20 protein-coding genes and 1 pseudogene are annotated in these 25,296 nt (G+C 50.6%); 4 read left to right on the top strand and 17 right to left on the bottom strand.

What is annotated here, in order from left to right; translation table 11 throughout:
• Positions 1-56: 56 nt before the first annotated feature.
• From I8U19_RS09275 to I8U19_RS09250, 6 genes are all read right to left on the bottom strand, one after another.
• Positions 57-1,454, bottom strand: a complete 1,398-nt coding sequence (locus tag I8U19_RS09275; protein ID WP_033099656.1) for a peptide MFS transporter — start codon at positions 1,452-1,454, stop codon at positions 57-59.
• Positions 1,455-1,963: 509 nt separating this feature from the next.
• Positions 1,964-2,899: an ABC transporter permease gene (locus tag I8U19_RS09270; protein WP_033099655.1), complete on the bottom strand. Its 936-nt coding sequence runs from the start codon at positions 2,897-2,899 to the stop codon at positions 1,964-1,966.
• Positions 2,892-3,941: an ABC transporter permease gene (locus I8U19_RS09265; protein WP_198055816.1), complete on the bottom strand. Its 1,050-nt coding sequence runs from the start codon at positions 3,939-3,941 to the stop codon at positions 2,892-2,894. The genes I8U19_RS09270 and I8U19_RS09265 overlap by 8 nt, the downstream gene beginning before the upstream one ends.
• A 23-nt stretch (positions 3,942-3,964) precedes the next feature.
• Positions 3,965-5,467: an ABC transporter ATP-binding protein gene (locus tag I8U19_RS09260; RefSeq protein WP_033099725.1), complete on the bottom strand. Its 1,503-nt coding sequence runs from the start codon at positions 5,465-5,467 to the stop codon at positions 3,965-3,967.
• Between the two features lie 171 nt (positions 5,468-5,638).
• Positions 5,639-6,655, bottom strand: a complete 1,017-nt coding sequence (locus tag I8U19_RS09255) for a BMP family lipoprotein (protein ID WP_033099654.1) — start codon at positions 6,653-6,655, stop codon at positions 5,639-5,641.
• A gap of 190 nt (positions 6,656-6,845) precedes the next feature.
• Complete coding sequence (locus I8U19_RS09250; protein WP_033099653.1) at positions 6,846-9,182, bottom strand: FtsK/SpoIIIE family DNA translocase; 2,337 nt, start codon at positions 9,180-9,182, stop codon at positions 6,846-6,848.
• A gap of 383 nt (positions 9,183-9,565) precedes the next feature.
• Between I8U19_RS09250 and I8U19_RS09245 the strand changes: the two genes are divergently transcribed.
• From I8U19_RS09245 to I8U19_RS09235, 3 genes are read left to right on the top strand one after another with little or no spacing between them, the layout of a single operon-like run.
• Positions 9,566-10,312, top strand: coding sequence for a (Fe-S)-binding protein (locus tag I8U19_RS09245; protein WP_033099652.1), 747 nt, complete (start codon positions 9,566-9,568; stop codon positions 10,310-10,312).
• The gene (locus I8U19_RS09240; protein WP_198055753.1) at positions 10,302-11,729 is read left to right on the top strand and encodes a LutB/LldF family L-lactate oxidation iron-sulfur protein; all 1,428 of its coding nucleotides are present in this window, start codon (positions 10,302-10,304) and stop codon (positions 11,727-11,729) included. The genes I8U19_RS09245 and I8U19_RS09240 overlap by 11 nt, the downstream gene beginning before the upstream one ends.
• The gene (locus I8U19_RS09235; protein WP_033099650.1) at positions 11,726-12,439 is read left to right on the top strand and encodes a LutC/YkgG family protein; all 714 of its coding nucleotides are present in this window, start codon (positions 11,726-11,728) and stop codon (positions 12,437-12,439) included. The genes I8U19_RS09240 and I8U19_RS09235 overlap by 4 nt, the downstream gene beginning before the upstream one ends.
• 157 nt (positions 12,440-12,596) lie before the next feature.
• On the opposite strand, the gene I8U19_RS09230 is transcribed toward I8U19_RS09235, so the two are convergent.
• The 8 genes and pseudogenes from I8U19_RS09230 to I8U19_RS09200 form a co-directional block, all read right to left on the bottom strand.
• Positions 12,597-14,072 carry an NAD-dependent malic enzyme gene (locus I8U19_RS09230; RefSeq protein WP_198055752.1) on the bottom strand — a complete coding sequence of 492 codons (1,476 nt, stop codon included), beginning with the start codon at positions 14,070-14,072 and terminating at the stop codon, positions 12,597-12,599.
• Positions 14,073-14,294: 222 nt separating this feature from the next.
• Positions 14,295-14,498 carry a hypothetical protein gene (locus I8U19_RS09225; protein ID WP_198055751.1) on the bottom strand — a complete coding sequence of 68 codons (204 nt, stop codon included), beginning with the start codon at positions 14,496-14,498 and terminating at the stop codon, positions 14,295-14,297.
• Positions 14,499-14,557: 59 nt separating this feature from the next.
• On the bottom strand, positions 14,558-15,988 hold the full coding sequence (locus I8U19_RS09220; protein ID WP_033099723.1) for an FAD-binding oxidoreductase: 1,431 nt from the start codon (positions 15,986-15,988) through the stop codon (positions 14,558-14,560).
• 42 nt (positions 15,989-16,030) lie between these two features.
• Positions 16,031-17,359, bottom strand: a pseudogene (locus tag I8U19_RS17275) ((Fe-S)-binding protein); the annotation flags it as partial.
• Positions 17,349-18,698: an FAD-binding oxidoreductase gene (locus I8U19_RS09215; RefSeq protein ID WP_052153948.1), complete on the bottom strand. Its 1,350-nt coding sequence runs from the start codon at positions 18,696-18,698 to the stop codon at positions 17,349-17,351. The gene I8U19_RS09215 and the pseudogene I8U19_RS17275, both read right to left, overlap by 11 nt.
• A 338-nt stretch (positions 18,699-19,036) precedes the next feature.
• A complete protein-coding gene (locus I8U19_RS09210; protein ID WP_033099647.1) occupies positions 19,037-19,252 on the bottom strand; it encodes a YlzJ-like family protein in 216 nt (71 codons plus the stop codon).
• Positions 19,249-19,989 (bottom strand): ClpP family protease, encoded by a 741-nt coding sequence (locus I8U19_RS09205; protein WP_033099646.1) that lies wholly within the window; start codon positions 19,987-19,989, stop codon positions 19,249-19,251. The genes I8U19_RS09210 and I8U19_RS09205 overlap by 4 nt, the downstream gene beginning before the upstream one ends.
• Positions 19,990-20,376: 387 nt before the next feature.
• Positions 20,377-21,447 carry an undecaprenyldiphospho-muramoylpentapeptide beta-N-acetylglucosaminyltransferase gene (locus tag I8U19_RS09200; RefSeq protein ID WP_033099721.1) on the bottom strand — a complete coding sequence of 357 codons (1,071 nt, stop codon included), beginning with the start codon at positions 21,445-21,447 and terminating at the stop codon, positions 20,377-20,379.
• Positions 21,448-21,722: 275 nt separating this feature from the next.
• On the opposite strand from I8U19_RS09200, the gene bacA reads away from it, so the two are divergent.
• Positions 21,723-22,526 (top strand): undecaprenyl-diphosphate phosphatase, encoded by an 804-nt coding sequence (gene bacA, locus I8U19_RS09195; protein ID WP_033099645.1) that lies wholly within the window; start codon positions 21,723-21,725, stop codon positions 22,524-22,526.
• Positions 22,527-22,654: 128 nt separating this feature from the next.
• Here the strand turns inward: bacA and I8U19_RS09190 are convergent, their stop codons facing one another.
• From I8U19_RS09190 to I8U19_RS09180, 3 genes are read right to left on the bottom strand one after another with little or no spacing between them, the layout of a single operon-like run.
• Positions 22,655-22,822, bottom strand: a complete 168-nt coding sequence (locus I8U19_RS09190; RefSeq protein WP_081943679.1) for a FeoB-associated Cys-rich membrane protein — start codon at positions 22,820-22,822, stop codon at positions 22,655-22,657.
• A 15-nt stretch (positions 22,823-22,837) separates the two neighbouring features.
• The gene (gene feoB, locus I8U19_RS09185; RefSeq protein WP_198055750.1) at positions 22,838-24,850 is read right to left on the bottom strand and encodes a ferrous iron transport protein B; all 2,013 of its coding nucleotides are present in this window, start codon (positions 24,848-24,850) and stop codon (positions 22,838-22,840) included.
• Positions 24,847-25,083: a FeoA family protein gene (locus tag I8U19_RS09180; protein WP_235281589.1), complete on the bottom strand. Its 237-nt coding sequence runs from the start codon at positions 25,081-25,083 to the stop codon at positions 24,847-24,849. The genes feoB and I8U19_RS09180 overlap by 4 nt, the downstream gene beginning before the upstream one ends.
• Between the last annotated feature and the right edge of the window lie 213 nt (positions 25,084-25,296).

Below are 25,296 nucleotides of genomic sequence, written 5' to 3'. Positions count from 1 at the left end.
AAAGCAGAAAAAAACCTCTACCCGTTTTTTTTGGATAGAGGCCAAAAATGTTTTCGTCAGGCCATCAGTTTGGCAATTTTTTTCGAAAGCGCCAAAAGGATAATCCCGAAGATAATCGAGAGGGCACCGATCGCACCGAATATCTGGAAGTAACCCATCGTCTCGGTGAAGGCAGCCAACTGTCCGGCAAGAATGTCCGCAATACCGGTGCTGGCCAGCCATACTCCCATCAACAGGGATGCGTATTTGATCGGTGCAATTTCACTCACCATCGACAAGCCGATCGGCGACAGGAACAATTCCCCGACCGTGTGGAAGAAGTAAGTGAAAATGATAAAGAGAATATTGGCTTTCACGGTGACATGATGCGCATCACCGCCGGTTTGCATCACTGCTGTCAACAACACCATATATCCGATTCCGAGCAGGATCATTCCCAATCCCATTTTGACCGGGGTTGGCCAGTCACCTTTTTCCCGCTTGGACAAGGCAGACCACAGCTTGGCAATCAGAGGGGCAAGGATGATGATAAAAGCGGGATTAATCGACTGGAACATTTCCGTCGGAACTTCCCAGCCGAAAACATTCCGGTTCACAAAAGTCTGGGTATAGAAAGTTAACGATGTACCCGCTTGCTCAAATCCGGCCCAGAAGAAAACAACGAAGCAAGTTAAAATAATAATCGCTAGGGTTCGCCGTTTTTCCTGTTTCGTCAGCGGCGTTTTTTTATCCACCGCCGGCATCTGCTTGGACGGCGCCATTTTGCCAACCGGTTTTTTTCCAATCTCACCGAGGAAACGGTTGGACAGCGCATTAAACAGCACTTGCCCGATAATCATCCCGATGGAAGAAGCCAGGAACCCATAACGATAGCCGTGTTGAATGACTCCATTCACATTCGTGCTGAAGTAGTCGCCGACCAGCCCGACGACCAGCGGAGCCAGAAAGGCACCGAGGTTGATCCCCATATAAAAGATCGTAAACGCAGCATCTCTCCGTTTATCATCTTTTTCATAGAGCTCGCCGACCAAAGTTGACACGTTCGGCTTGAAAAATCCGTTACCGAACACCAAAAGGGCAAGCCCCAAATACAATCCCCACCGACTGTGTTCGGCAAATAAAATGAAGTTTCCCAGCGCCATGGTGACCCCGCCGAGAGTAATCGCCCACCGCCGTCCGAGAAAGCGGTCGGTCAGATAACCACCGGCCAACGGTGTAAAGTAACAAGCACCGGTATAAAAACCGAAAATCAGAGAAGCCGTCCCCTGATCATAACCCAGGCCTCCGCTCAGGTAAGAGGCGGCCAGATAAAGGGCGAGAATCCCCCTCATGCCATAGTAACTGAACCGCTCCCACATCTCTGTGAAAAAGAGCAGATAAAGGCCGCGCGGGTGTTTCTTTTTCGGCTCTGGTACAGGCACGTTACTTTTTTCTATTTTTACTGCAGCTTCCATGACAGACCTCCTTAGAGCATGTCGTCGGAACATCCATTGGAAAGATACGAATTTCCGTTATCCGAAAAAAAGTTTTACTAAGTAAATGCTTTATAAAGTAAAACAATTGTATAAAAAAATATCCGTGATGTTTTCCCCGATGACAATATGATTTAAATTTAAAGAAAATAACCACGAAAAAAATGATTACCAGAGCAGAGACGGCGCCGAATTTTCTGGCTTTTACACCATTTTTATAAAATTGCCGTAGGAATATTTTAGTATAAACCAAAAGATAAATCAAAGGAAAAAATTAGAAAAAGAGAGAGTAAGCCTGTATTTATCACAATCCAAATGATCGTAGCACTTCTTGAATCCAAGAGAATAAAAGAAATCATTGTTAAAATTTCAATATAGATATGTAAATCGAGATAATAGTATCAATTGTGTAAAATAAACAAAATTTTATAAGAAAGATTGAATTACGCAAAAAAGACCCCAGCTGGTTGCTGAGGTCTCTTCACGACCGTTTATCGGGCCCCTTTTTCATATGGCTTTCCGTTTGCCGCGGGCGGTTCTGCCTTGCCGACAAATCCGGCCAAGGCCAAGATGGTCAGGATATACGGAAGCATGCTCAGCACTTCACTCGGCACGTAATTCGTCAAATGATACAGCTGACCGGTAAGTGCCAAAGCCACAGCCAATCCGAAGAACAGACCGGCCCACAAAACGCCGAAAGGACGCCATTTGCCAAAAATCAGTGCAGCCAGGGCGATAAATCCTTGTCCGGCCACCGTCACCTGCGTAAACTGGCTGCCAATGGCAATCGAAAGGCCCGCACCGCCGATTGCTGCCAGCGCACCGCTGATCATGACAGCGATATAGCGCATCACAATCACGTTGATTCCGGCCGTTTCCGCCGCGTGCGGATGTTCCCCGACCGCTCTTAACCGCATGCCAAATGACGTCTGGTAAAAGAGAAAATAAGTGATAATGACCAAGGCGATCGCGATATAGGTCGTCGGAAGCGCCTGAAAAATCGAAGGACCCAATACCGGGATCTTATTCAGGAGGGGAATCGAAATCACACTCAGCTTATCCGGGACAACCGGCGTTTGCGAAGAGCCGTTATACATATGCTTGGTTAGATAGACAGCCAGTCCAAGCGCCAAAAAGTTAATCGCAACCCCACTGACCACCTGATCCGCTTTAAACGTAATCGAAGCAATCGCATGCGGCAAAGCTAACAAAATGCCGGCAACAATCGCGCACAAGAGTCCGATCCAGGCGTTGCCGAAGAAGATCGTCGTTACCGCTCCGGTAAAAGCGCCGATCGTCATCAGGCCTTCCAGCCCGATGTTCACCACCCCGGAACGCTCCGAGTACAATCCGCCAAGTCCGGCCAAAATCAGTGGTGTTGAGTAAAGCACGGTCATCGATAAAATGTTTGTCAGGGTTTCAAGCATTGGTTTTCACCCCTTTTTTGCGCCGGGAATGAAAGATCTTTTCCACAATGTTGGCGGCCACAAACAAAATGATCGCCGCAAATACAACGCGAATGACCTCAAACGGCACTCCTGCTTCAAACTGCATGTTTCCGCCGCCATATTCCAGAACCCCGAAAAGGATGGAGGCCAAAATCACTCCGACAGGTGTATTGGCTCCCAGCAAAGCGACGGCGATCCCGTCAAAGCCAATGCCGGTGAAATCGTTCATAATCGGCAAATAACCATTCGTACCGAGCGCTTCGACCGCTCCGGCCAAACCGGCAAATGCCCCGCTGATCATCATTGACAAAATGACGCTTTTCTTCACATTCATCCCGGCATATTCAGCCGCGAGCGGATTGAAACCGACAGCCCTCAGTTCGTAACCCAGCCGGGTGCGCCAAACGAGGACATACATGACGAAAGCAGCGGCCAAGGCGATCAGAATGCCCAAATGAACGCGCGCTCCTCCAAACAGATCGGATAACCACTGAACCCTCAGTGAAGCGGAATCGGGAATTTTCTCCGTGGAATCAGCTCCGGGGGCCAGCCAATGAAAAACAACGGCATTGGAAAGATAAAGGGCGATATAGTTCATCATAATCGTGATAATTACCTCATGAACCCCGCGCACTGCTTTTAAGAGGCCGGGAAGATAAGCCCAGATCGCTCCGGCCAGCCCGCCGGCGATCACGGCTGCAACGGCATGCAAACCGGAAGGGAGCGGTAATTTTAAACCGACGATGATAGCGGCCATCTGTCCGACGATAAACTGCCCTTCAACCCCGATATTAAAGAGACCGGTGCGAAAGGCAATGGCTACGGCCAAACCCGTCAATAACAAAGGGGTGACGGTCCGGATCGTCTCTCCCAGATCATAAGGCTGAAACAAAGCACTGACAAAGAGGGCATTATAGGCTTCGAGCGGGTTATACCCGGCCGCGACCATCATAATGGCCCCAATCAACATTCCCAGCACAATCGAAATGAGGGAAGCCAGAAATGTTGACATCTTGTTCATCCGCGAGAACAGTTGCTGCACAGCTATTTCACCTCCTGTTTTTTGCCGCCCGCCATCAGGAGACCCAATTCTTCTTCCGTCGTCGTTTCCGGATCAACCCAGCCGACGATTTTCCCTTCGTAGATCACGGCAACGCGGTCACTCAGTTTCAGGACTTCATCCAGTTCCAGGGAGACCAGCAGAACCGCTTTGCCTTTATCCCGTTGTTCGACAAGACGGCGATGGATCGACTCAATCGCACCAACATCCAGGCCTCGGGTTGGCTGTGCAGCAATCAGAAAGTCGGGATCGCGGTCCACTTCCCGCGCGATGATCGCCTTTTGCTGGTTACCGCCCGACAGTCCCCGAATCGGAACGTGTTCATTTGGGGTGCGCACATCAAACTCTTTGATCAAGCGCTTGGCATATTGATCAATCTCGCCATTTTGAATAATTCCCCTCTTGGTAAACGGGGCTTGATAATATGATTGCAAAACCATGTTTTCACTGACGGTAAAATCGAGCACAAGCCCGCGTTTATGCCGGTCTTCCGGAATATGGCCGACACCAGCTTCGATCACCTTTCGCGGTTTGAACCGGGTCATGTCTTTTCCATTGATGTGAATGGAACCGGACTCGATGTCGCGCAATCCGGTAATCGCCTCGATCAATTCCGTCTGTCCGTTTCCGTCAACACCGGCGAGTCCGACGATTTCACCGGCTCTCACTTCCAGATCAAGGCCATTTACCGCACGGACACCGCGATGATCCAGAGCGACCAGTTGTGAGATCTTGACAATCGGTTCACCGGGTTGCTTTTTCTCTTTTTCCACGGTGAAGGAAACCTCGCGTCCGACCATCAAGGCGGCCAATTCATTTTCATTCGTTTCGGCCACATCGACCGTTTGAATCACTTTTCCGCGGCGAATCACCGTCACCCGGTCACAGGTGCTCATGATCTCCTTCAGTTTATGGGTGATAAAAATGATCGTCTTGCCTTCGTCGACCAGCCGTCGCATAATCTCCGTCAACTCTTCAATCTCCTGCGGCGTCAAGACTGCCGTCGGCTCGTCGAAAATGAGGATATCTGCTCCGCGGTACAACGTTTTCAAAATTTCCACACGCTGTTGCATCCCGACGGATATATCGGCAATTTTCGCCCGCGGATCCACTTTGAGGCCGTACTGATCCGATAAGCGCTGAATCTCTTTCTCCGCTTTTTTGATATTTAACAGGCCGAACTTGCTTCGCTCATCACCCAAAATGATGTTTTCCGTTACGGTAAACGGCTCAACTAACATAAAGTGTTGGTGAACCATCCCGATTCCGAGTTTGTTGGCCACAGTGGGTCCCGTAATTTTGACCGGCTTCTCGTTAATGCGGATTTCTCCTTCGTCCGGTTGGTACAGGCCGAACAAAATGTTCATCAGCGTCGACTTTCCTGCACCATTTTCCCCCAATAACGCATGAATTTCGCCTTTTCTGACCGTCAGATTGATCTGATCATTGGCGATAATTCCGGGAAAACGCTTCGTAATCCCAACCATTTCCACTACATTCACCCTGATTCCCCCCTTCTCGGCGGCATATTTTTCCATTTGTCATTAAATTAAAAAGCGAAAAAAGCTTGAGGATTTAAGTATACAAGGTATTAGGGCATATTTCAAAGGGATTTCTATTTAAAAAGGCCAGCATAGACGCTGACCCGATTTCCAATATTATGGTTTAAAGTTGGCAAGTTCTGCTTCGGTACTCGGAACTTTGAGTTGACCGCTAATAATTTTTTGTTTGTACTCTTCCACTTTCTTCTCAACATCGGGACTCACATGTTTATCAGCCATGGAGATTCCGTTTTCTTTCAGACCCATCACCACATGTTGACCCGGTTTCAGTTTTCCGTCTTTCAATTCCTTGGTCACATTGTAAACAGCCACATCGACGCGTTTGACCATCGAAGTCAGGGTATGGTCGGGAGCGAGGTTGGATTGGTCACGGTCTACACCGATCGCCCAGTACTTCCCTTTCTCGCGGGTTTTCACTTCATCAAACAAGCCTTTGCCTGTACCGCCCGCAGCATGGAAAATAATATCTGCTCCGTTGTTATACATGCTTTGGGCCAGGGAACGTCCTTTTACCGCGTCAGCAAAACTCTCGGCATAAGCGACCGAAACGGTAGCTTTCGGATTTACTGCTTTTACCCCGGCTATATAGCCCACTTCAAATTTTTTGATAAGCGGAGATGTCACCCCGCCGATAAATCCAACTTTGTTTGTTTTCGTTGTTAAACCGGCAATCACACCGACCAGGAATGAGCCTTCCTCTTCCTTAAAGGTAACGGCAGTCACATTTTTCGGGATTTTTCCTCCGAGATCACTGTCGACAATGCCAAATTTCGCATCAGGGAACTGATTGGCAATATCAGGAATCGCCTTGTCGAATTTGTAACCGATCGCCCAGGTGATATTGCGTCCCTCACGTGCAAACTTCGTCAAGTTCGGTATATAATCATCATCGCTTTTTGATTCAAGGGCTTTAATGTCGACACCGTAATCTTTTTTCGCTTTCTCCAGCCCTTCCCAGGCGGATTGGTTGAACGACTCGTCATTCAGCCCGCCGGTATCCGTCACCAACCCGGCTGCAAAACCGCCTTTTTTGGTAGTCGCCGACGAACATCCGACTACTGTGAACACCAATGCCGCACAAAGGAAAAGTGCAAGCCAGGATCTTTTTGCCATGCAGTGGCCCTCCTCCAAAAAAATTAGAATATGAGTTCTTTCCGATTGCAGAATAATCGGAAGGCAGCCGGAAATAAACATATTCCGAAACCGAATTTTATGTATTTCGGAGAACTATGTTTATATAAATTGAATCCATTTTTTCCGGCTGTTTTTTATTGCTCATAGTAATTTATATCATGCTTGTTCACTATTTGGCTACATTTTTCTTTTCTTGATATTGCTCCAGTGTTATTAATACTTCCCTGGGCTTGCTGCCTTCATACGGCCCGACGATTCCATTGCTTTCCATCATGTCGATCAAGCGCGCCGCCCTTGTATAACCAACCCGCAATCTCCGTTGCAAAAGCGAAACGGACGCCGTCTTCGCTTCCAAAACGAGCTGAACCGCCTGCGGAAACAGTTCATCATCCACCCCGTCCATCCCCTGATCCGGGGCCGTGGGAATCAACTCTTCCTGATAACGCGGTTCCTGCTGTTTGCTCACAAAGCGGACAACCGCTTCCACTTCATCATCGGAGAGAAATGCCCCTTGTACGCGGATCGGTTTGGAAGCACCGATCGGCAAATAAAGCATATCACCCCGTCCCAGCAATTTTTCCGCTCCCCCCATGTCCAAGATGGTGCGGGAGTCGGCCTGTGAAGAAACGGCAAAGGCAATTCGCGAAGGAATATTCGCCTTGATCACCCCTGTGATTACATCGACAGAGGGCCGCTGCGTGGCGATGATTAAATGAATCCCTGCCGCCCTGGCCATTTGGGCAAGCCGGCAAATCGCGTCTTCCACGTCGGAAGGAGCCACCATCATCAAATCGGCCAGCTCGTCCACAATGACGACGATGAAGGGAAGAGGCTCCAGGTTCTTCTCTTTGTTTTCGGCCGCCATCTGGTTATAGCGCTCAATATCTCTCGCCCCGTGCTTGGCAAACATTTCATACCGTTTTTCCATCTCGGTCACCACTTTTTTCAGGGCGATCGCCGCCTTGCGCGGATCCGTGACAACAGGGACCAGCAGATGGGGAATTCCGTTATATACATTCAATTCCACCATCTTGGGATCGATCATCATCAATTTCACTTCGTCCGGCCGGGCTTTGTACAGCAAACTGGTGATGATTCCGTTGATGCAGACGCTTTTTCCCGAGCCGGTCGCTCCCGCTACCAGCAAATGCGGCATGCGCGCGAGGTTGTCAACAATTGGTTTGCCGTAAATATCCCGCCCCAGCGCAATGCTCAATTTGGAGGGATGATCGCGATATTCAGGGCTTTCCAAAATATCCCTCAGTCCGACCAGAGAAACCTCCTGGTTCGGCACCTCGATGCCAACAGCCGGTTTTCCCGGTATGGGCGCCTCAATGCGGATATCTTTCGCGGCCAGGGCCAAAGCGATATCATCTGCGAGATTGACAATCCTGCTCACTTTCACCCCGATCTCCGGCTGAATTTCATACCGCGTCACAGTCGGGCCCCGATGAATCCCGGTCACCTTGGCCTTGACTCCGAAGCTTTCCAGCGTCTCCTTCAGTGTGCGCGCATTCTCCCTATGGTCGTCTTGGTCCACCAGACTGCGCTTTTTCGTTTCCCGGAGCAAGGTCGTCGGCGGCATCAGATAATGCGCCATTTCATCTTTCGAATGAAAGCGCACTTCCATCGTTTCTTCTTCCTCGGCATCCTGCTTCTCCACCTGCTCAGTCTTCGGTTTCGTTTTCAACTTTAGCGCTTCCGGAATCATTTTTTCCAGTTCCAGCTCCATTTGCGTTGCTTGCTGCGCCTTTTCTTTTTCATTTCCCCCGTAGATGGCGTCTTCAAAGTCATAAATCACCGGTTCGATCGGATCGCGGCTGACAGAGGCTGCCGCCTTCGTTTCCCCGGATCTTTTTCTCCTGATCCGCTTCGGTGGTTGCTTCTGTTTGTAGTATTGGCGCAACCAATCGATGATCAGCTGTCTGCCCCGTTTTTTCCAGGCACGGAATAATTGTTTCACGATCCCGAAGAATTTCACATAAGAAAAATCGGCCACGAGCAAAATTCCGCACAGCACCAATGCGCCCAGTACAATCAATGTCCCCATATCATCAAATAAAAAGTGCAATAAGGCATAAGCGAAAGCACCGGTCATTCCGCCCCCGACATCAAGAGGAAGGCGGGAAGTCCGTTCCTCCAAAAGCAAATTCCATGTCGTGTCCACAATTCCGCTGTTCGTATGGATCGTTTGAAAAGTCCAATAGTGATTTAACGTCAGAAATGAAACGAGAATCATCGTCAACCCGCTCATGCGCGGAGTCCATTTCCGTGGCCATTTGCGGTTGGCCATGACATAAACGGCCAGCCAGACTCCCAGAAGCGGAATCACAAAATTCCATGTACCGAAGACAAACCGGGCCAAGTAAGTCAAGTTCCGCCCGATTGCCCCGTAGCTGGCCATGGTAATAAAAGAGGCAGCGAGAATCACAATCCCGTAAATCTCAAACAAAATCTCATTTTTGAGCGATTTCTCCGCATTTGCTTTTTTCTTTTTTCGTGCCATATGTATCACCTTTCACAAAACCGTCACTCTTCATTATAACATGGAAAAGCTTGCCTGCAGAATGGTCCGTCCTAAATTTTGGGAATAGAGTGAAAGAAGAGATATTTTTATTGCCTGACCGAAGAGGTACGTTTTGCCAATCTCAGCAGGGGATCGGGCCTGTTGAGACCCTTCGGAACACAGGCAGGTTGGATAGCATATTCACGAGCCGATTTGCAACAAGCTTTCAAAAAGGATCATTCCCCTCCAAGCGTAGTTGAGGCGGCCGGGTCTTTTATACGGAAATAATTAGATATGATATAATAATCTAAAAAAATTTAATTGTTACAGAGAGGAGGCAGGCGCCGTCACTGGCCTTTCGCAAGTGGTCCAAGGCGTAAAAAATGAGGGTTTCCTTATTCGTAACCTGTTTGACTGATGTATTTTTCCCGGAAGTGGGTAAAGCCGTTGTCGAGATACTGGAAAGGCTTGGATGCGAGGTGGATTTTCCCGAAACGCAGACATGCTGCGGCCAGCCTGCCTATAACAGCGGGTACCACCTGGAAACCAAAGAGGTGGCCGAGCATATGATCGAAACGTTCGAACCGGCTGAATATATCGTAACACCATCCGGTTCATGCGCAGCGATGTTCCATGAATATGAACAGTTATTCAGCGGTCAGCCGGATTTACAAGCACGTGCCCGGGCCCTGGCGAACAGAACCTATGAATTCACCCAATTTTTGACTGAGATCTTGCAGGTTGACGACCTCGGGGCGGAACTCCACGCAACAGCCACTTATCACCCTTCCTGCCACATGAACCGTCTTTTGGGGGTAACGGAAGCTCCGTACCGCCTGCTGGAAAATGTCAAAGGGCTGAAGTTGATTCCACTTCCTCATGCGCATGATTGCTGCGGGTTCGGCGGCACCTTCTCTGTCAAAATGAATGCGATTTCATCCCGGATGGTCGATGAAAAAGCACAGCATATCGAGGAAACAAGAGCCGGGCTCCTGATCGGAGCCGATTGCAGCTGCCTGATGAATATCGGCGGCCGTTTGAGCCGCTTGGGAAAACCGGTCAAAGTGATGCATATCGCCCAAGTGTTAAACCATCTCCGGCAGAGAGGGGATGAAAAAGATGCCGATTAAAATCGGACAAGATCCCTTTTTTAAACGCGTCGAAAGCGGAATCAACGACCGGCAGATGCAGAAAGCCGTCAGTTCCGCACAGGAACGATTTCAGAAACGCCGGCGGGAGGCAACAGAAGAGCTTGGAAACTGGGAAGAGTGGAGAAAATGGGGTGAAGCGATACGCGCTCATACCATGCGCTATCTGGACTACTATTTGGAGCAACTCTCCGAAAATGTAAGCAAAGCCGGCGGGCACGTTTTTTTCGCCCGGACTGCCGCGGAAGCGAATGAATACATCATCCGGATCATTAAAAGCAAACAAGCAACCCGTGTTGTGAAATCCAAGTCGATGATGACTGAGGAAATCAGTTTAAACAAAGCCTTGGAAGAAGCAGGCTGCGAGGTATTGGAAACGGATTTGGCCGAATTTATCTTGCAAGCCGATGATCATGACCCTCCTTCCCATATTGTCGTCCCTTCTTTGCACAAGGACAGGGAAAAAATTCGTGAAATATTTGCGCGCCTGGGGTATCAGGGTTCTGCCGTCCCCGAAGAAATGACGCGTTTTGCCCGCAACTATCTGCGCAAGAAGTTCCTGTCCGCCGAAATCGGCATTACCGGTTGCAATTTTGCGGTAGCCGAATCCGGTTCGGTCGTTTTGGTGACAAATGAAGGAAATGCCCGCCTCTGCACAACCCTTCCCAAGACGCAAATCACCGTAATGGGGATGGAGCGGCTGGTTCCCACTTGGGAAGAACTGGATGTATTGGTCACATTATTGTGCCGAAGCGCTGTCGGCCAAAAATTGACCACTTACGTAACCGGGCTGACCGGTCCCCGGCGGGAAGGCGAGGGAGACGGGCCGGAAGAATTCCATTTGGTCATTCTCGATAATGGCCGTTCAAATATATTGGGCACGGAATTTCAAAGCATCCTTCACTGTATCCGCTGTGCTGCCTGCATCAATGTCTGCCCCGTCTACCGCCATATCGGCGGGCACGCATACGGATCGATTTACCCCGGGCCGGTCGGGGCAGTCTTGACTCCGCTGCTGGCTGGTTATGACGAGTATAAGGAGCTTCCTTACGCTTCCAGTTTGTGCGCGGCATGCACCGAAGTTTGCCCTGTCCGGATTCCCCTCCATGAATTATTGATCGAGCACCGCCGGAAAATAGCGGAGGACGAGAAAAAAGCTCCGCCGGGTGAACGGCTGGCCATGAAAGGATTTCGCCTGGCCGCCACTTCGCCAAAACTTTATCGGCTTGCGTCCAAAGCCGCGTCCATAATGGCAAAACCGTTAACGGAAGAAGCAAAGCTGAAAACGGGCTTCGGTCCGCTTAAACCCTGGCTGGAAACACGTGACTTCCCGGCACCGGAACAGGAAACTTTTCGGGAGTGGTTCCAAAAACAGCGGAAAAAGGGGGAAAATTCATGACCATTTTAAACCGGGACGCTTTTTTAAATAAGCTGGCCGAAAGGCTGGGGCGCCCGCGCATGCGGGAGGAGATACAAAAACCGGAGTGGGATCAGGCCAGACTCGTTCCGCCGGAAGATAGAAAGGGGTGTGAAGAGTGGGTTGAGCGCCTGGAAAAACAAGCACAACTCAATCGCACCACCTTTTTCCGCATACCGGCTGACTTCCTGCCCGAAGCAGTTTGGAAGATGATCAAAAAGGCCGGGGCGAAAACGGTTATTACCTGGGATGATGTGCGTTGGAACGAGTACGGACTCGATCCGGCATTGAATGCCAAGTTGGAGGAGCATAGGATCAGGCTTCAGCAATGGTGTGACGAACAAGCAGCGGAAAGCATTTCGCTGGCTGAACAGGCGATGATCGGCATCACCTTCAGTGACTTGGCTCTGGCCGAATCTGCAACCGTGATGTTACTCAACGGACGGGGAAAAGGAAGATCCGTCAGCCTGTTGCCGCACAAGTACATCGCCATCATTCCGAGAAGCACCATCGTGCCACGGCTCACCCATGCAACCCGTGAAATCCGTCGCCGCATAGAGAAAGGGGAATTGCTTCCTTCCTGCATTAACTTTATTTCCGGACCGAGCAACAGCGCAGATATTGAAATGAATCTGGTGGTGGGCGTTCACGGACCGGTGGAGGTCACTTATATCGTCGTGGATGACCGCTAAGCGTTATCCCTGCGGTGAGAAGGGACGAGTGCTTATCTGAGCGCAAAAAAAGCCCACTCTTTTGATCGAGCGGGCTATTTCCGGCAAATCCAATCACATGGCAGGAGTGATCGCCAGTGGGGAAAGGAACCTCTTCCACTCAGGCTTTGTCATTCTGTCACATCGAAAAACTGAAGGCATTTACCTTGGCAGCAATCCCTTTGGCCATTTCTTTTTGCGTGCTGCGCCGGTCGCGCCTGGCCACTCCCGACTGATAGGCGGCTTCGATCACCGCTTCTCTCACCTTTTCCACTACACGGCTGTTAAATACACTGGGAATGATATACTGCTCACTCAGCTCCTCATCGGAAACGACGGAAGCGATGGCCTGAGCGGCAGCCAATTTCATCTCTTCGGTGATTTTGGACGCGCGGCAATCGAGGGCGCCTCGAAAAATCCCGGGAAAACACAGCACATTATTAATTTGGTTCGGATAATCGGACCGGCCTGTCGCCATCACCCGAACATAAGGTTCCGCTTGATCCGGCGCAATTTCCGGAACCGGATTGGCCATGGCAAATACAATCGGATCGGGAGCCATGCTTTGAATATCTTCCACTTTCAAGACACCGGGACCCGAAACCCCGATAAAAATATCCGCTCCTTTTATCACTTCGGACAGAGAGCCTTCAAGCCTGCGGGGATTGGTATGGGCTGCATACCAATTCCAGAAAGAATTCTCATACCTGCGGGTTGCGACAATCGCCCCTTCCCGATCGACACCGATCACATCCCGCACACCGGCGGCCAACAGCATCTTGGTGCAGGCAATTCCGGCTGCACCGATGCCGCAAACGACCACTTTGCAATCGGCCAGATCTTTGCCGACCAATTTGACCGCGTTAATCAGCCCGGCCAGGGCCACGACCGCCGTTCCGTGCTGATCATCATGAAACACGGGAATATCCAGTTCCTGCGAAAGCCGTTGTTCAATCTCAAAGCATTTCGGAGAGGCGATGTCCTCCAGATTAATCCCGCCGAACGTCGGGGCCAGCGCCTTGACAATTCGGATGATCTCCTCCGTATCCTGCGTCGCCAGGCAAATTGGAAAAGCGTCCACTCCGGCCAGCTGTTTAAACAGCATCGCCTTCCCTTCCATCACCGGCATGGCCGCTTCCGGTCCGATGTTTCCCAACCCGAGCACTGCTGAACCGTCTGAGACAACCGCCACTGTATTTCGTTTGATCGTGAGTGAATGGGCCCGCGAGGATTTTTCCTGAATCGCCTTGCAGACCCTCGCCACTTCCGGAGTATAGACGCGGGACAGATCATCGCGGTTTTTGATCGGCATTTTGGGCACCGTTTCGATTTTTCCTCCCAAGTGCATTAAAAAGGTGCGGTCCGAAACGTTGATGACGTGAACACCGGAAATTTCTTTCACGATCGACACCAGCCGGTCGCCCAATCCGTAGTCGGTAATATTGACGGTAATATCGCGAATGGTGAATGTTTTTCCTTCCTGAATCACGTCGATGGCAATGATATCCCCGCCTGCTTCACTGATGATTGAGGCGATTTTCCCGAACGAAACCAATTCTTTTTCCAGTTTTAATCGCAAGATGATACTCGTCTTTGCCCCCATTGAAATGCTCATTCAGATCGCCTCTTTTCTGATGATATATAGTCCGGGAAGGAAATGGCCCGATTAACCTCCGGTATAAGCCCTGATTGGTTTGCCCGCCGGATCGCTCCTGTCCTCCGACCGCATTCTCCCATGCGGATGAATCGGCAGCTTCAAAACAGCCTAAAGACCGATGCTCCGCGTTCAGGGCATGTTTCACCATTTTGCGGTTGCCGGACCCGGTTCTGTACACCTTCAGGGACGGGAACGATTTTCCAGCCCCGCCTCGACGGAAGCGGTTTTATCAGAAATCCGGCAATGTTCCGGCATCAATCGCTTTCTGCCGTTCAATCCGCTTTTATTCCATGGCATCCCGGGACAAAAAATTCGCGTGCCAATCCCGAAAGGGAATGCAAGGGCTTCATTCGTTGTGGTTATTTCGACTCCCTTTATTTTCATTTCTTATCCATCCCCACCGGAACTCCTTTTCTCTTTTTTTAACACTTCGTGAACTTCAATCAAGAGCGGCCTCCACTTCTGTCATCCGTTCCTGCCGGCCGCCTTTTCATCTCGGCACAGCGGGCCGGCGTCGGAAATATTTTGCCGGGATTGCATAAATTTTCAGGATTAAATACCTCGCGAATTGCCAATTGCACAGCCAGCTCCTTCTCGGAGAAGAGATAGCGCATCTCTTCCCGCTTTTCCAGACCGACACCGTGCTCCCCGGTGATGCTGCCACCCACCTCGGTGCAAACCTTCAAAATCGCCGATCCCGCCCGGACGGCTCTCTCTTCTTCACCGGGGATTCGCGCGTCAAACATGATGAGCGGATGCAAGTTACCGTCTCCGGCGTGAAAAACATTGGCAATGCGCACTCCATGTTCGCGGCTGATCTCTTCAATCCGGGACAGCACTTCCGGAAGCCGGCTGCGGGGGATGACTCCGTCCTGGACCAGATTATTCGGGGAAATGGTTCCGACGGCGCCAAAAGCAGTCTTGCGGTTATTCCACCAGCTCTTTCTTTCTTCCTCGGAAGAAGCCGGGCGCACTTCCCGCACCCCGTGTTTCCGGCACACGTCCACAATGCGCTCAATCTGTTCGTCCAAACCCTCGGCAATTCCGTCCACCTCGACCAATAAAACAGCCCCGAGATCGCGTGGATACCCTATCGGAAACGTCCCTTTTTCCACGGCTTCTATCGCCAGGTTGTCCATCATCTCCAAAGCCGCCGGGTAAATCCCCGCAGCGATGATGCCGGTAACCGCTTCGCTCGCCTGTTTCACCTCATCGAACATGGCGAGCACGGTTCGCACCCCTTCCGGCTTTTTTTCAAGCCGTACCGTGATCTCCGTCACAATGCCCATCGTCCCTTCCGATCCGACAACCAATCCGGTTAAATCATACCCGGGTTCGTCGGGAAGACCGCCGAGTTGAACCACTTGACCGTCGGGCAACACCATGGTCAAACCGAGAACGTGGTTGGTGGTGACGCCGTATTTGAGACAGTGGGCCCCTCCGGCATTTTCACCCACATTTCCCCCGATGGTACAAACCTGCTGACTCGAGGGGTCCGGGGCGTAATAGTAGCCGTGACCGGCAACGGACTCTGTCAGGTGCAGATTGATATACCCTGGTTGCACCACTGCCCGCCGGTTCGGGAGATCGATTTGCAACAGGCGGTTCATCCTGGCCAGACTGATGATGACCTCGCCACCCGTCGGAGTGGCCCCTCCGCTCAAACCGGTTCCCGCTCCGCGCGGAATAAAGGGAATTCCCCTCTGAGCCAGAAAGCGGACGACCTCTGCTGTCTCTTCCGTGCTCCCGGGAAAGACAACGGCTCTGGGCAACGCCTTTTTCAGGGTGTAGGCATCACACTCATAGGCGAGTAAATCTTCCTGACGGAAAAGGACGGCATCCTTTCCGACACAGCGCTGCAGGGCGGCAATCAGTTCCTGATGTTCACCGCCATCCTGTCTGCCGGCCGTCTCCTGCTCATCCCCTTCCCCGCAGCGATAAGCCTCGTCCAGCAATTCAACCGTATGCACGACCCGTTCCCGTCCGCGGCGCTGATGAACGCCCATCGATATTTGCAGCATGCAACCGGGATTTCCCATAGCAATCCAGTCCACGTCCGGCGGAACATCATCCATTTTACGTTCCAGAAGGCGCCCGGCCATATCAGGGTAAACCAGGTTATAAATCCCCGCACTCCCACAGCAACGGTCGGCTTGGGGCATCTCAATCAAAGTCAGCCCCGGAATTTGTTTAAGCAGCTGCCGCGGCTCGTTTCGCACTTTTTGTGCATGGGCCAAATGACAGGCATCGTGATAGGTTACGACCCCTTCCACCCTGCCGGACGGCGGTCTCAGACCGATCTCGCACAAAAAAGCGGAAATGTCCCGCACCTTTTTTACAAACTCCTGCGCCTTTTCATGGTAATCGGGATCGTTTCTGAGGAGTTGGTCGTATTCTTTCATCGCTGCCCCGCAACCAGCTGCATTGACAATGATGGTATCCACATCCGCCCGCAAAAACGAATCAATATTTTGTTTCGCCATTTTTTTTGCGGTCTCCCGATCCCCTGCATGTATTTGCAGGGCCCCGCAGCAAACCTGCCCCCGCGGCACCGCCACTTCCAAACCGTTGCGGCTTAAAACCCGGACTGTTGCTTCATTGATTCCCGCGTATAAAACATCCATCACACACCCGGCCAAGAAAGCCACACGCCCGCGCTTTTCGCCAAGCGCCGGGGTCACTTCCGCCAGGGTCTGCCGGGAAAATCGCTTCGGAACCGGCGGCAGAACCGCCTCCATCTTCCGGATGTGCTCGGGTAACAACCGGAGAATCCCCGTTTTTCTGACTAAAGACTGAAGACCTGATTGCTGGTAAAACCGGAGCAGACGGCCCAGCGCATGCAAGCGGCCGGGATTGGGAAAAAAATGCCGCAAAAACAACCGGTTGATCCGTCCCTTTACTCCCCGTGGAGGCATGGCCTGATAAAGCTGACCGCGCGCCTCTTCGATCAAGGCACCGACCTCCACCCCCGAGGGACAGGCCGTTTCGCAAGCCCGGCAATCCAGGCACTGAAAAACCGGATCAAACAAGCCTTGGTTTAAGGAAATCCGCCCTTCGCCCGCTGCTTTGATCAAATGAACGCGCCCTCGCGGAGAATGGGGCTCCAGTTTCTCTTCCTGATAAGTGGGGCACGCGTCCAAACACATGCCGCAATGGATGCATTTTGACCATTTCTCCGGATCGGGCGGATCAGCAAACGGATATCCTGTCAGCGGTTTTGTTTTCTTGATCGGATCAGGCACGATTGATCCCTCCTGCCCATCGACCCGGATTAAAACGCCCTTCCGGGTCCAAACTGGATTTGATCTTTTGCATCAAAAACAGTCCGGACGGCATTTTGCCCCAAACGGGGATCTTCTCTTTCAAAAAGGAAGGGGCATGCAGCATCACCACATAACCAAACCCTTCTTCAATCCGCTGCCGCACCTTTTCAATCAGTTCTTTGGCACAGGCCCATTGATTCTCGTCTGGCCGGAGGACAGCCAGGGTGATCCCGGTGCCCGGTCCCCCGTGAACCAACGCTTCTATGCCCGCTTCTTCCGCCAGACGATGCACCAGTTCAACCACCGAGTCCGCCTGATCAGGCAGCGTGCTGATTTTCAATGCAACTTTTTCCGCACTTTGCGCATCCCTGGCATGTGGCAGAAGTTCTCCCAATGAACGCCATAGTGCAGCCGCCCATTCATTTCGCAAAATCTCCCGAATCGTTATCCCTTCTTCCTTTGCCCAGTTCACCACCTGGTTCTGCTCCTTGGCAACCGCCTTGCTCTCATCTTCAAATCCGATCATCAAGCCAAACGAATCATGCTCACCGGGAAGAAGCGATGTCAGCACCGAATCATTCACCAATTCGGCCGCAGAAGGTTCCAGCGACGAATCCAGCAGGCGCCGGCTGAACCGCTTCAGGGAAGGAAGATCCCCGTTTTCCAGGATGATCACTGTTTCCTCCGGCGGCAAGGGACGCAATTTAAATGTGCATTCACTAATCACGCCCAGAGTTCCGAGCGATCCGACAAACAGCTTATTCATGTCATATCCGGCGACATTCTTGACGACTTTTCCACCAGTCGAAATGATCTCGCCATCAGCCAGAATCACTTTAAGTCCGGTCACCCAGTCACGCGGCGTTCCATACTTCAACCGTTTGGGGCCGGTCAGGGCGGCAGCGACTATTCCGCCCGCCGTACTCAACTCCGGCCATCCCGGATCGAGCGGCAACATTTGCCCTTTTTCCCGCAAGACCGACTGGATCCTGCTCAGCGGAATACCCGCTTGCACTGTCACCATCAAGTCTCCGGCGGAATATTCCGCAATCTGATTGTATCTGGCCAGCGACAAGGTAACCGCCGCCTCTCTCCGGTCAGGATGGCCATAACTTGCGCGCGCCCCCAGACCTTGAGGGTTGATTACTGCTCGCGCCTCGCCGGCCCAGCGGATCACTTCAACTGCATCTTCCTCCGATTCGGCAAAAACGACCAAATCGCCACCGGCATCATCAGCCGGTAACATCACTTTGTTTTCTCCCAGCCGTTCAATCAGACGGTTTCGGTCTGTTTGGGTTATATCGCGTTTATTCACGGTCACAGCCTCTCCCCTGTATGACAAGATGACAGCGCCGGGATTTCAATTTTCCCTTTGATACAATTCAACATACGATTGTCTCTGATGGTGCAAATGATGCTCCATTTCCTTCGCCGCCGTTCCGTTCGAACTCCGTAAAAACAACCGATCGCATCATCCTCCTTTTCCCCTTGTTTCAGTCCAGCCAACGTATATCGTATATAATATATTATATAGAATAATTAAATTATTTTCCCATGTCATTTCATCTCTGTCATCGCAAGGAGAACTCCGGCAACATTACCCAAAAAGAAAAAAAGAACCCTTAACGAATTAAGAGTTCCTGAGGTGTTTTTCACAAATTAAACCCGTGGCTGGTTGGTAATCTTCATGCCCGGTTGGTAGCGCGGATCCAGGTAATGAGCCGGATCGGGACTGATCAGGCGAACCAGCGTCGCCTCTCCTTCATTTTGCTTGTTCACCAGCATGGTTATTCCATCCACAGTCATCTCTTCCAGTTTTATTTGCGACGGATCATAATAAGCGAGGTCCAACGGAAAGGCAGAATAATAAATCATTGCAGCAACGCTCCCTTTTTTCGGGCTTCAATTCTCGTGTTCAATTCGGCCAGTGCATCAGAGATGCCCCCGACCTTGTCGATCAATCCATACTCGACGGCATCCCGGCCGATCACGTTCGTTCCGATGTCCCGCGCCAATTCCCCCGTCCGGAACATCAATTCGCGAAATTTTTCTTCCGAGATATCGGAGTGTTCCGCCACAAACCGGACAACCCGATCCTGCATTTTTTCCAGATATTCAAATGTTTGTGGCACACCGATCACCAAACCGGTCAAGCGTACGGGATGGATGGTCATGGTTGCCGTTTCGGCGATAAAGGAAGTGTCGGCAGCGACAGCGATCGGCACCCCGATGCTGTGCCCTCCCCCGAGAACGACTGAAACCGTCGGCTTGCTCATCGTGGCGATCATCTCCGCAATGGCCAGTCCTGCCTCGACATCTCCGCCGACCGTATTAAGGACGACGATCATCCCTTCGATTTTGGGATTTTGTTCCACCGCGATAATCTGGGGAATCACGTGTTCATATTTTGTTGTTTTGTTCTGCGGCGGCATCACTAAATGCCCCTCGATCTGGCCGATAATATTTAGACAAAAGACATTGGTTTCCAACTGGGGCACATTAATTTGCCCTAACTGTTGCAAGGCATGAACCGTTTCATTCTTCTTCTTTAACTCCTCTTCGGAGGGCCTCGCCTCGGTTTTTTCTTTTTCCTCATTCGGTTGGTTGGTCATGGAAAATCATCCTTTCCTCTCATCTCTCCTTAGTATGTACGAGAGGGAGGCCTTCTAATAAAAAATTAAACAATAACGCCGGGTCTCAATGTTTTCCAATATTTTGACCAACGGCGCATCTTTCTTCATTTATTTTCCATAAATTCCTTTGTTATCTTTATTTCAACTTTCCTTCCTTTTTCTTATAATAGAGGAGAGATAGCATCCTTCCATTTGCACTCCTTGTCCAAGCTATCTCAAACGGAAACGATGTTCCCCGGTTTTGAGGACGCCAGTCGTCCTCTTTTTTTTGCATGCAAAAGCACCTGTTCTCCCCAGAAAGGAGGCAGGTGCTCACTGGTTTGACCAAGAAGTGTCGGTTTGTCCTGTTGCCGGAACACGGCGCTCTTAAGCCTTTGCCAGTTCCTCAATCATCCGGATCACTTTGTCGCGCGGATCTTCACCCTCATTTTTTTCCATTTGCGCAACCACTTCCGCCCTCCGGTCAAACAGGCGAAATACTGCATTTAAAAAAGTTTCCGCCGTCATTTCTTCTTCCTGCAGCACGTCGCAATATCCCATCTTTTTAAATGACTCTGCGTTCAGGATCTGATCCCCGCGGCTCGCTGCTTTTGAAAGCGGAATCAAGAGCATCGGTTTTCTCAGGGCCAAAAATTCAAAGATCGAATTGGAACCGGCGCGGGAAATGACCAGATCGGCCATATTCATGAGATGCGGCAATTCGTCAGAAACGTACTCAAACTGCTTATAACCCTCAAATTGCAGCGAACTGTCAACTTGCCCTTTACCGCAAATATGGACAATTTGAAATTGTTCCAGCAGTGAAACCAGATTTTCCCTTACCGCTTCATTAATCCGCTTGGCACCAAGACTTCCTCCCATGATAAGCAAAACGGGTTTATTCGGCGAAAACCGGCAGATCGCCAATCCCTGTTCGCGATCTCCTTGTTTCAGCTCTTCACGGATCACGGCTCCCACATATTCGGCGCGATCCGACTTGAAATAGCGGGTCGTTTCCGGAAAGGTCGTAATCACCTTCGAGGCAAACGGGGTCGCCAATTTGTTGGCCAGACCCGGAGTTAAATCGGATTCATGGATGATCACCGGAACCCGATTCAACCAACCGCCGATTACAACAGGGACGGAAACAAATCCTCCCTTGGAGAAAATAAGCCCGGGCTTTTGCCGTCTGATCAGCCGGTAAGCCTGAAAAATCCCTTTTAAGACGCGAAACGGATCTTTAAAATTGTTCCAGTCAAAGTAACGGCGCAGCTTACCGGTGGAAATCGCATGGTACCGGACCTGATCCAGCCCGGCGATCAACTGCTTTTCAATCCCGTTTTCAGATCCTATGTATTCCACTTCCCAACCTTCCCGCAAAAAGTGCGGAATCAACGCCAGATTGACGGTGACATGCCCTGCAGTCCCGCCGCCGGTAAACAAAATACTCTTACGCAAAGAAAAGCCTCCTTTCCGCTTTTGCCTTTTGGAATAAATCCATTTTAACAGCTTTTTCACCAACCACATCAAAAAATTATTTGAAAGAATAATGGAAAACAGAAATTTCCATTTTAATGGATGATCCCCCTGATCATCCGGGTAAAAAACCATAACCGTAATCATCCAAAGAGGGCATACCATACATGTGGACATTTACTTTTTCCGTCAGGTTAAAATCCTGTGATCAGCTGCAACCTGATTTATTCATCCCGAGAAAGGCGGAGTGAAAATTAATGGATATTTTAATCGGATCGATTTTGGGCATGGTGGAAGGCTTGACGGAATTCGCCCCTGTCTCCTCCACCGGACACATGATACTCGCCGGTCATCTGCTGGGATTTGAAGGAACCGTCCGGGCTACGACGTTTGAGGTGGTGATCCAACTCGGTTCGATCTCGGCTGTCGTTGTCTTTTTTTGGAAACGCCTGCTGAGCCTGGTTGGGCTCTATCGCACCCCCGGGCAGGAAAAAAGCGCGCACTTGAATCCCGTTCATATCCTCCTCGGAATGTTTCCGGCCTGTCTCCTCGGACTCTTGTTTCACAACTACATAAAAGAGAAGCTGTTTACAGCGCAAACGGTGATCTGGGCTTTAATCCTCGGTGGGATTCTGATGATCCTAGCTGAGGCATTTCGCAAAGCGCCCCCCTCTGCTGCAAACTTGGATCAGGTAACCTACAGCCAGGCGTTTATTGTCGGCTTGTTTCAATGCCTTGCTCTGTGGCCCGGTTTCTCGCGTTCCGGTTCGACCATTTCAGGTGGATTGCTGGCGGGAATGAATCATCAGACGGCATCGGAATTCACCTTTATCCTGGCTGTTCCGATGATGGTGGCCGCTACCGTAAAAGACCTTCTGGATAACTGGGAGCTTCTTCACGCCAGCGACCTTCCTCTCTTTATAGCCGGGTTTGTCACTGCGTTTGTCTTTGCCCTGATTTCGATCCGGTTTTTCCTTCGACTGATCAGCCGGCTGAAATTGACGCCTTTCTCCATTTACCGGTTTATCCTGGCCATCGCCTTTTGGGGTCTCATGAAATGATGCGGAGATACCATGATCAATATCAGAAAAGCCGGGAACAAAGAGATCGCGCGGCCCGGTCCGAACAACCCGCAAAAAAAGAACAGCCGGAGAGGCGAAACTCTCAAAGCTGTTCTTTTGCCTTGTCCTTATGTCAGTTTTGATGGGTCGGTTTTAAGGTCGGCACACGGACTGGAGCATGATTTTTTCATCGAACAGGCCTGACATTTCCCCAGCTTGCTCCTTTTGACAAAACGGAACAAAGTGAAGGCGGCATAACCGAAAATGATGAGACCGAGCAAAATGTCCACCAGCATCCTCTCTCCCCCTTTTCATTGAAATCCCAACCATTTGCCCCCCTGATAAATGATCAGCGAGATCACGTAGGCGACCGCCAGCGCATATCCGACGGAGAACCAGGTCCATTTCGCCGATCCGGTTTCCTTTTTGATGACGGCCACAGTCGCCAGACACGGAATATAGAGGAGGATAAAGGCCATAAAGCTGTATGCCTGCAGCGGGGTGAAAAAGTGCGAAATGATTTGCCCCAGGCCGGCATCACCCGAAGTCGCGTAAATGATGTTCATGGTCGACACAACGACCTCTTTGGCCAGGAAACCGGTAAGCAAGGATGCTCCCGCCTGCCAATTGCCAAATCCGAGCGGGGCCAAAAGCGGAGCGAGGATTCCTCCGATTTTGGCCAAAAAGCTCTGGTTCATCTCGACTCCGAACCCACCGGGTCCCGCATACCCCAACAGCCAGATGGCAACGGAACCCCCAAAGATAAACGTCCCCGCTTTTCTCATAAAACCTTTTCCCTTTTCCCAGGTGCTCCGCATTAACGTGAGCCACTGCGGAACCCGATAGGGCGGCAACTCCACGACAAAAATCGATTCTCCGTCATCCATCAGGCCGGTTGAGAACAGTTTGGCCAAAATCAAAGCCACAACCACCCCCAACACATAGAGGGACAGGACGATCAGCGCCTGATGTTCTTTAAAAAAAGTTCCCACAAACAGACTGTAAACCGTCAACCGTGCTGAACAGGACATCAAAGGGGTCAGGATGATGGTCAGCAACCGCTCTTTTGGCTGCTCGATGGTGCGGGCGGCCATCACTCCCGGCACATTACAGCCGAAGCCGATAATCATCGGAATAAAAGCTTTGCCGTTGAGGCCCACCGCTTCCATCAATTTGTCCATCACCATCGTCACACGCGCCATATATCCTGAATCCTCAATAAAGGAAATGAGCAAAAACAGGATAAAAATTTGCGGAACAAAGACGAGAACGCCGCCGACTCCGGCCACAATTCCCTGAATCACGACAGCCTTCATAAATTCCGACGCCCCGATTTGTGTCAATAACTGCGTCAGGGTGTCAGCGAGCGGACCATTGATCCATTCATCAAGCAAGTCGGACAATGGTGTGCCGAGCCAATCAAAAGTAAGCTTAAACATCAAGTACATAAACAGCAAGAAAACAGGAATGCCCAGAAAGCGGTTCGTCACAATCTGATCAAGGCGATCAGTGAAGGTGACGCCAACTTCCTTGGCCCGGGTCACACAGCTTTCCAAAACGGATTGGATAAAGCGGCTGCGCACCCGGTGTATATGCTGCTGAAGCGATTTTACAGACGCTTCGGCGCACACCTCACGTTCTGCCTGTTCAAACAAACGCTTCAAGTCTTCTTCGGAAATGTATTTGGTTAACAGCCCTTTCACCGTCTGGTTGCCTTCAAAAAATTGCAGGGCAAGCCAGCGCTTTGAAGGCAATGACAGCCCGTCCGGAATCTTTGAACACAACTCGCGCATGGCTCGTTCCAAAGGCAAACCGTAATCCAGATGCAAAGGCTCTTTGTTTTCTTTGGCACTTTCCGACAATCGGCCGGCCAATTCGGCGCAACCTTTGCCGGTGCGGGCGACAATGGGAACCACCTGACAGCCGAGCTGTTCTCCCAAACGCTCCGCCTCAATCAGGCTCCCCCGTTTTTGGGCCACATCGATCATATTAAGCCCGATCAAAACCGGTTTTCCATACTCCAGCAATTGGATGGTTAAATACAAATTTCGTTTTAACTGTGAAGCATCGACAATATTTAATATCAAGGAAAATTCATCATGTAGCAAAAAGTGCGTCGCCACGCTCTCATCGCGTGATACAGGATTGAGCGAATAAATTCCGGGAAGGTCGATTAAGGTGCCTTGCTTGTTTTTCAGGGTACCCACTTTCTTTTCGACGGTCACTCCGGCCCAGTTGCCGATATATTCGTATGAACCGGTCAGGATATTAAACAGGGACGTTTTCCCCGTATTTGGGTTACCGGCCAACGCAATGTTGATCATATGCGTTCCACTTGAATGCCCAGAGCTTCCTGACGCCGGATGCCAATGCATTGACCATCGATCTCGATTGCGATCGGCCCCCGAAACGGCAAAATCCGTTTAACCGAAACAACGGAGCCTTCCATAATGTCCAAATCGACCAAACGCTGTTGCACAATCGGATTTACATTCGCTGTATCGATAATCCGTACACGATCTCCCTGTTTGATTTCCGTGAGTAAAATGGTTCTCACCCCAGTAAAATAATGATAATCATTATCAATTCATTTACATTATATGAGATAAATTCTCATCTGTAAATGATTTAATGCAAGCATGTGATGGAGGTATTCATGAAAGCGAGCGGCCTTTGTCTCCGCTGAAGTGGTCTATGTCAATAATCAACGCACTTGAATTTGATCATTATATCTGCTGTTTTCACAGCAAGAAAAAAAGGAAAAAATAAA

This window comes from Thermoactinomyces sp. CICC 10523, assembly GCF_016055105.1.
GTDB lineage: Bacteria > Bacillota > Bacilli > Thermoactinomycetales > Thermoactinomycetaceae > Thermoactinomyces_A > Thermoactinomyces_A daqus.
The sequence above is the reverse complement of the archived record's forward strand: the minus strand, read 5'-3'. Positions and strand labels throughout refer to the sequence as shown.

Coding starts and splice junctions, on each gene's coding strand:
- I8U19_RS09275 (WP_033099656.1), bottom strand. CDS start 1,454: ATGGAAGCTGCAGTAAAAATAGAAAAAAGTAACGTGCCTGTACCAGAG.
- I8U19_RS09270 (WP_033099655.1), bottom strand. CDS start 2,899: ATGCTTGAAACCCTGACAAACATTTTATCGATGACCGTGCTTTACTCA.
- I8U19_RS09265 (WP_198055816.1), bottom strand. CDS start 3,941: ATGAACAAGATGTCAACATTTCTGGCTTCCCTCATTTCGATTGTGCTG.
- I8U19_RS09260 (WP_033099725.1), bottom strand. CDS start 5,467: ATGGTTGGGATTACGAAGCGTTTTCCCGGAATTATCGCCAATGATCAG.
- I8U19_RS09255 (WP_033099654.1), bottom strand. CDS start 6,655: ATGGCAAAAAGATCCTGGCTTGCACTTTTCCTTTGTGCGGCATTGGTG.
- I8U19_RS09250 (WP_033099653.1), bottom strand. CDS start 9,182: ATGGCACGAAAAAAGAAAAAAGCAAATGCGGAGAAATCGCTCAAAAAT.
- I8U19_RS09245 (WP_033099652.1), top strand. CDS start 9,566: ATGAGGGTTTCCTTATTCGTAACCTGTTTGACTGATGTATTTTTCCCG.
- I8U19_RS09240 (WP_198055753.1), top strand. CDS start 10,302: ATGCCGATTAAAATCGGACAAGATCCCTTTTTTAAACGCGTCGAAAGC.
- I8U19_RS09235 (WP_033099650.1), top strand. CDS start 11,726: ATGACCATTTTAAACCGGGACGCTTTTTTAAATAAGCTGGCCGAAAGG.
- I8U19_RS09230 (WP_198055752.1), bottom strand. CDS start 14,072: ATGAGCATTTCAATGGGGGCAAAGACGAGTATCATCTTGCGATTAAAA.
- I8U19_RS09225 (WP_198055751.1), bottom strand. CDS start 14,498: ATGAAAATAAAGGGAGTCGAAATAACCACAACGAATGAAGCCCTTGCA.
- I8U19_RS09210 (WP_033099647.1), bottom strand. CDS start 19,252: ATGATTTATTATTCTGCCTTTCCGTTGGACCTCGCTTATTATGATCCG.
- I8U19_RS09205 (WP_033099646.1), bottom strand. CDS start 19,989: ATGACCAACCAACCGAATGAGGAAAAAGAAAAAACCGAGGCGAGGCCC.
- bacA (WP_033099645.1), top strand. CDS start 21,723: ATGGATATTTTAATCGGATCGATTTTGGGCATGGTGGAAGGCTTGACG.
- I8U19_RS09190 (WP_081943679.1), bottom strand. CDS start 22,822: ATGCTGGTGGACATTTTGCTCGGTCTCATCATTTTCGGTTATGCCGCC.
- feoB (WP_198055750.1), bottom strand. CDS start 24,850: ATGATCAACATTGCGTTGGCCGGTAACCCAAATACGGGGAAAACGTCC.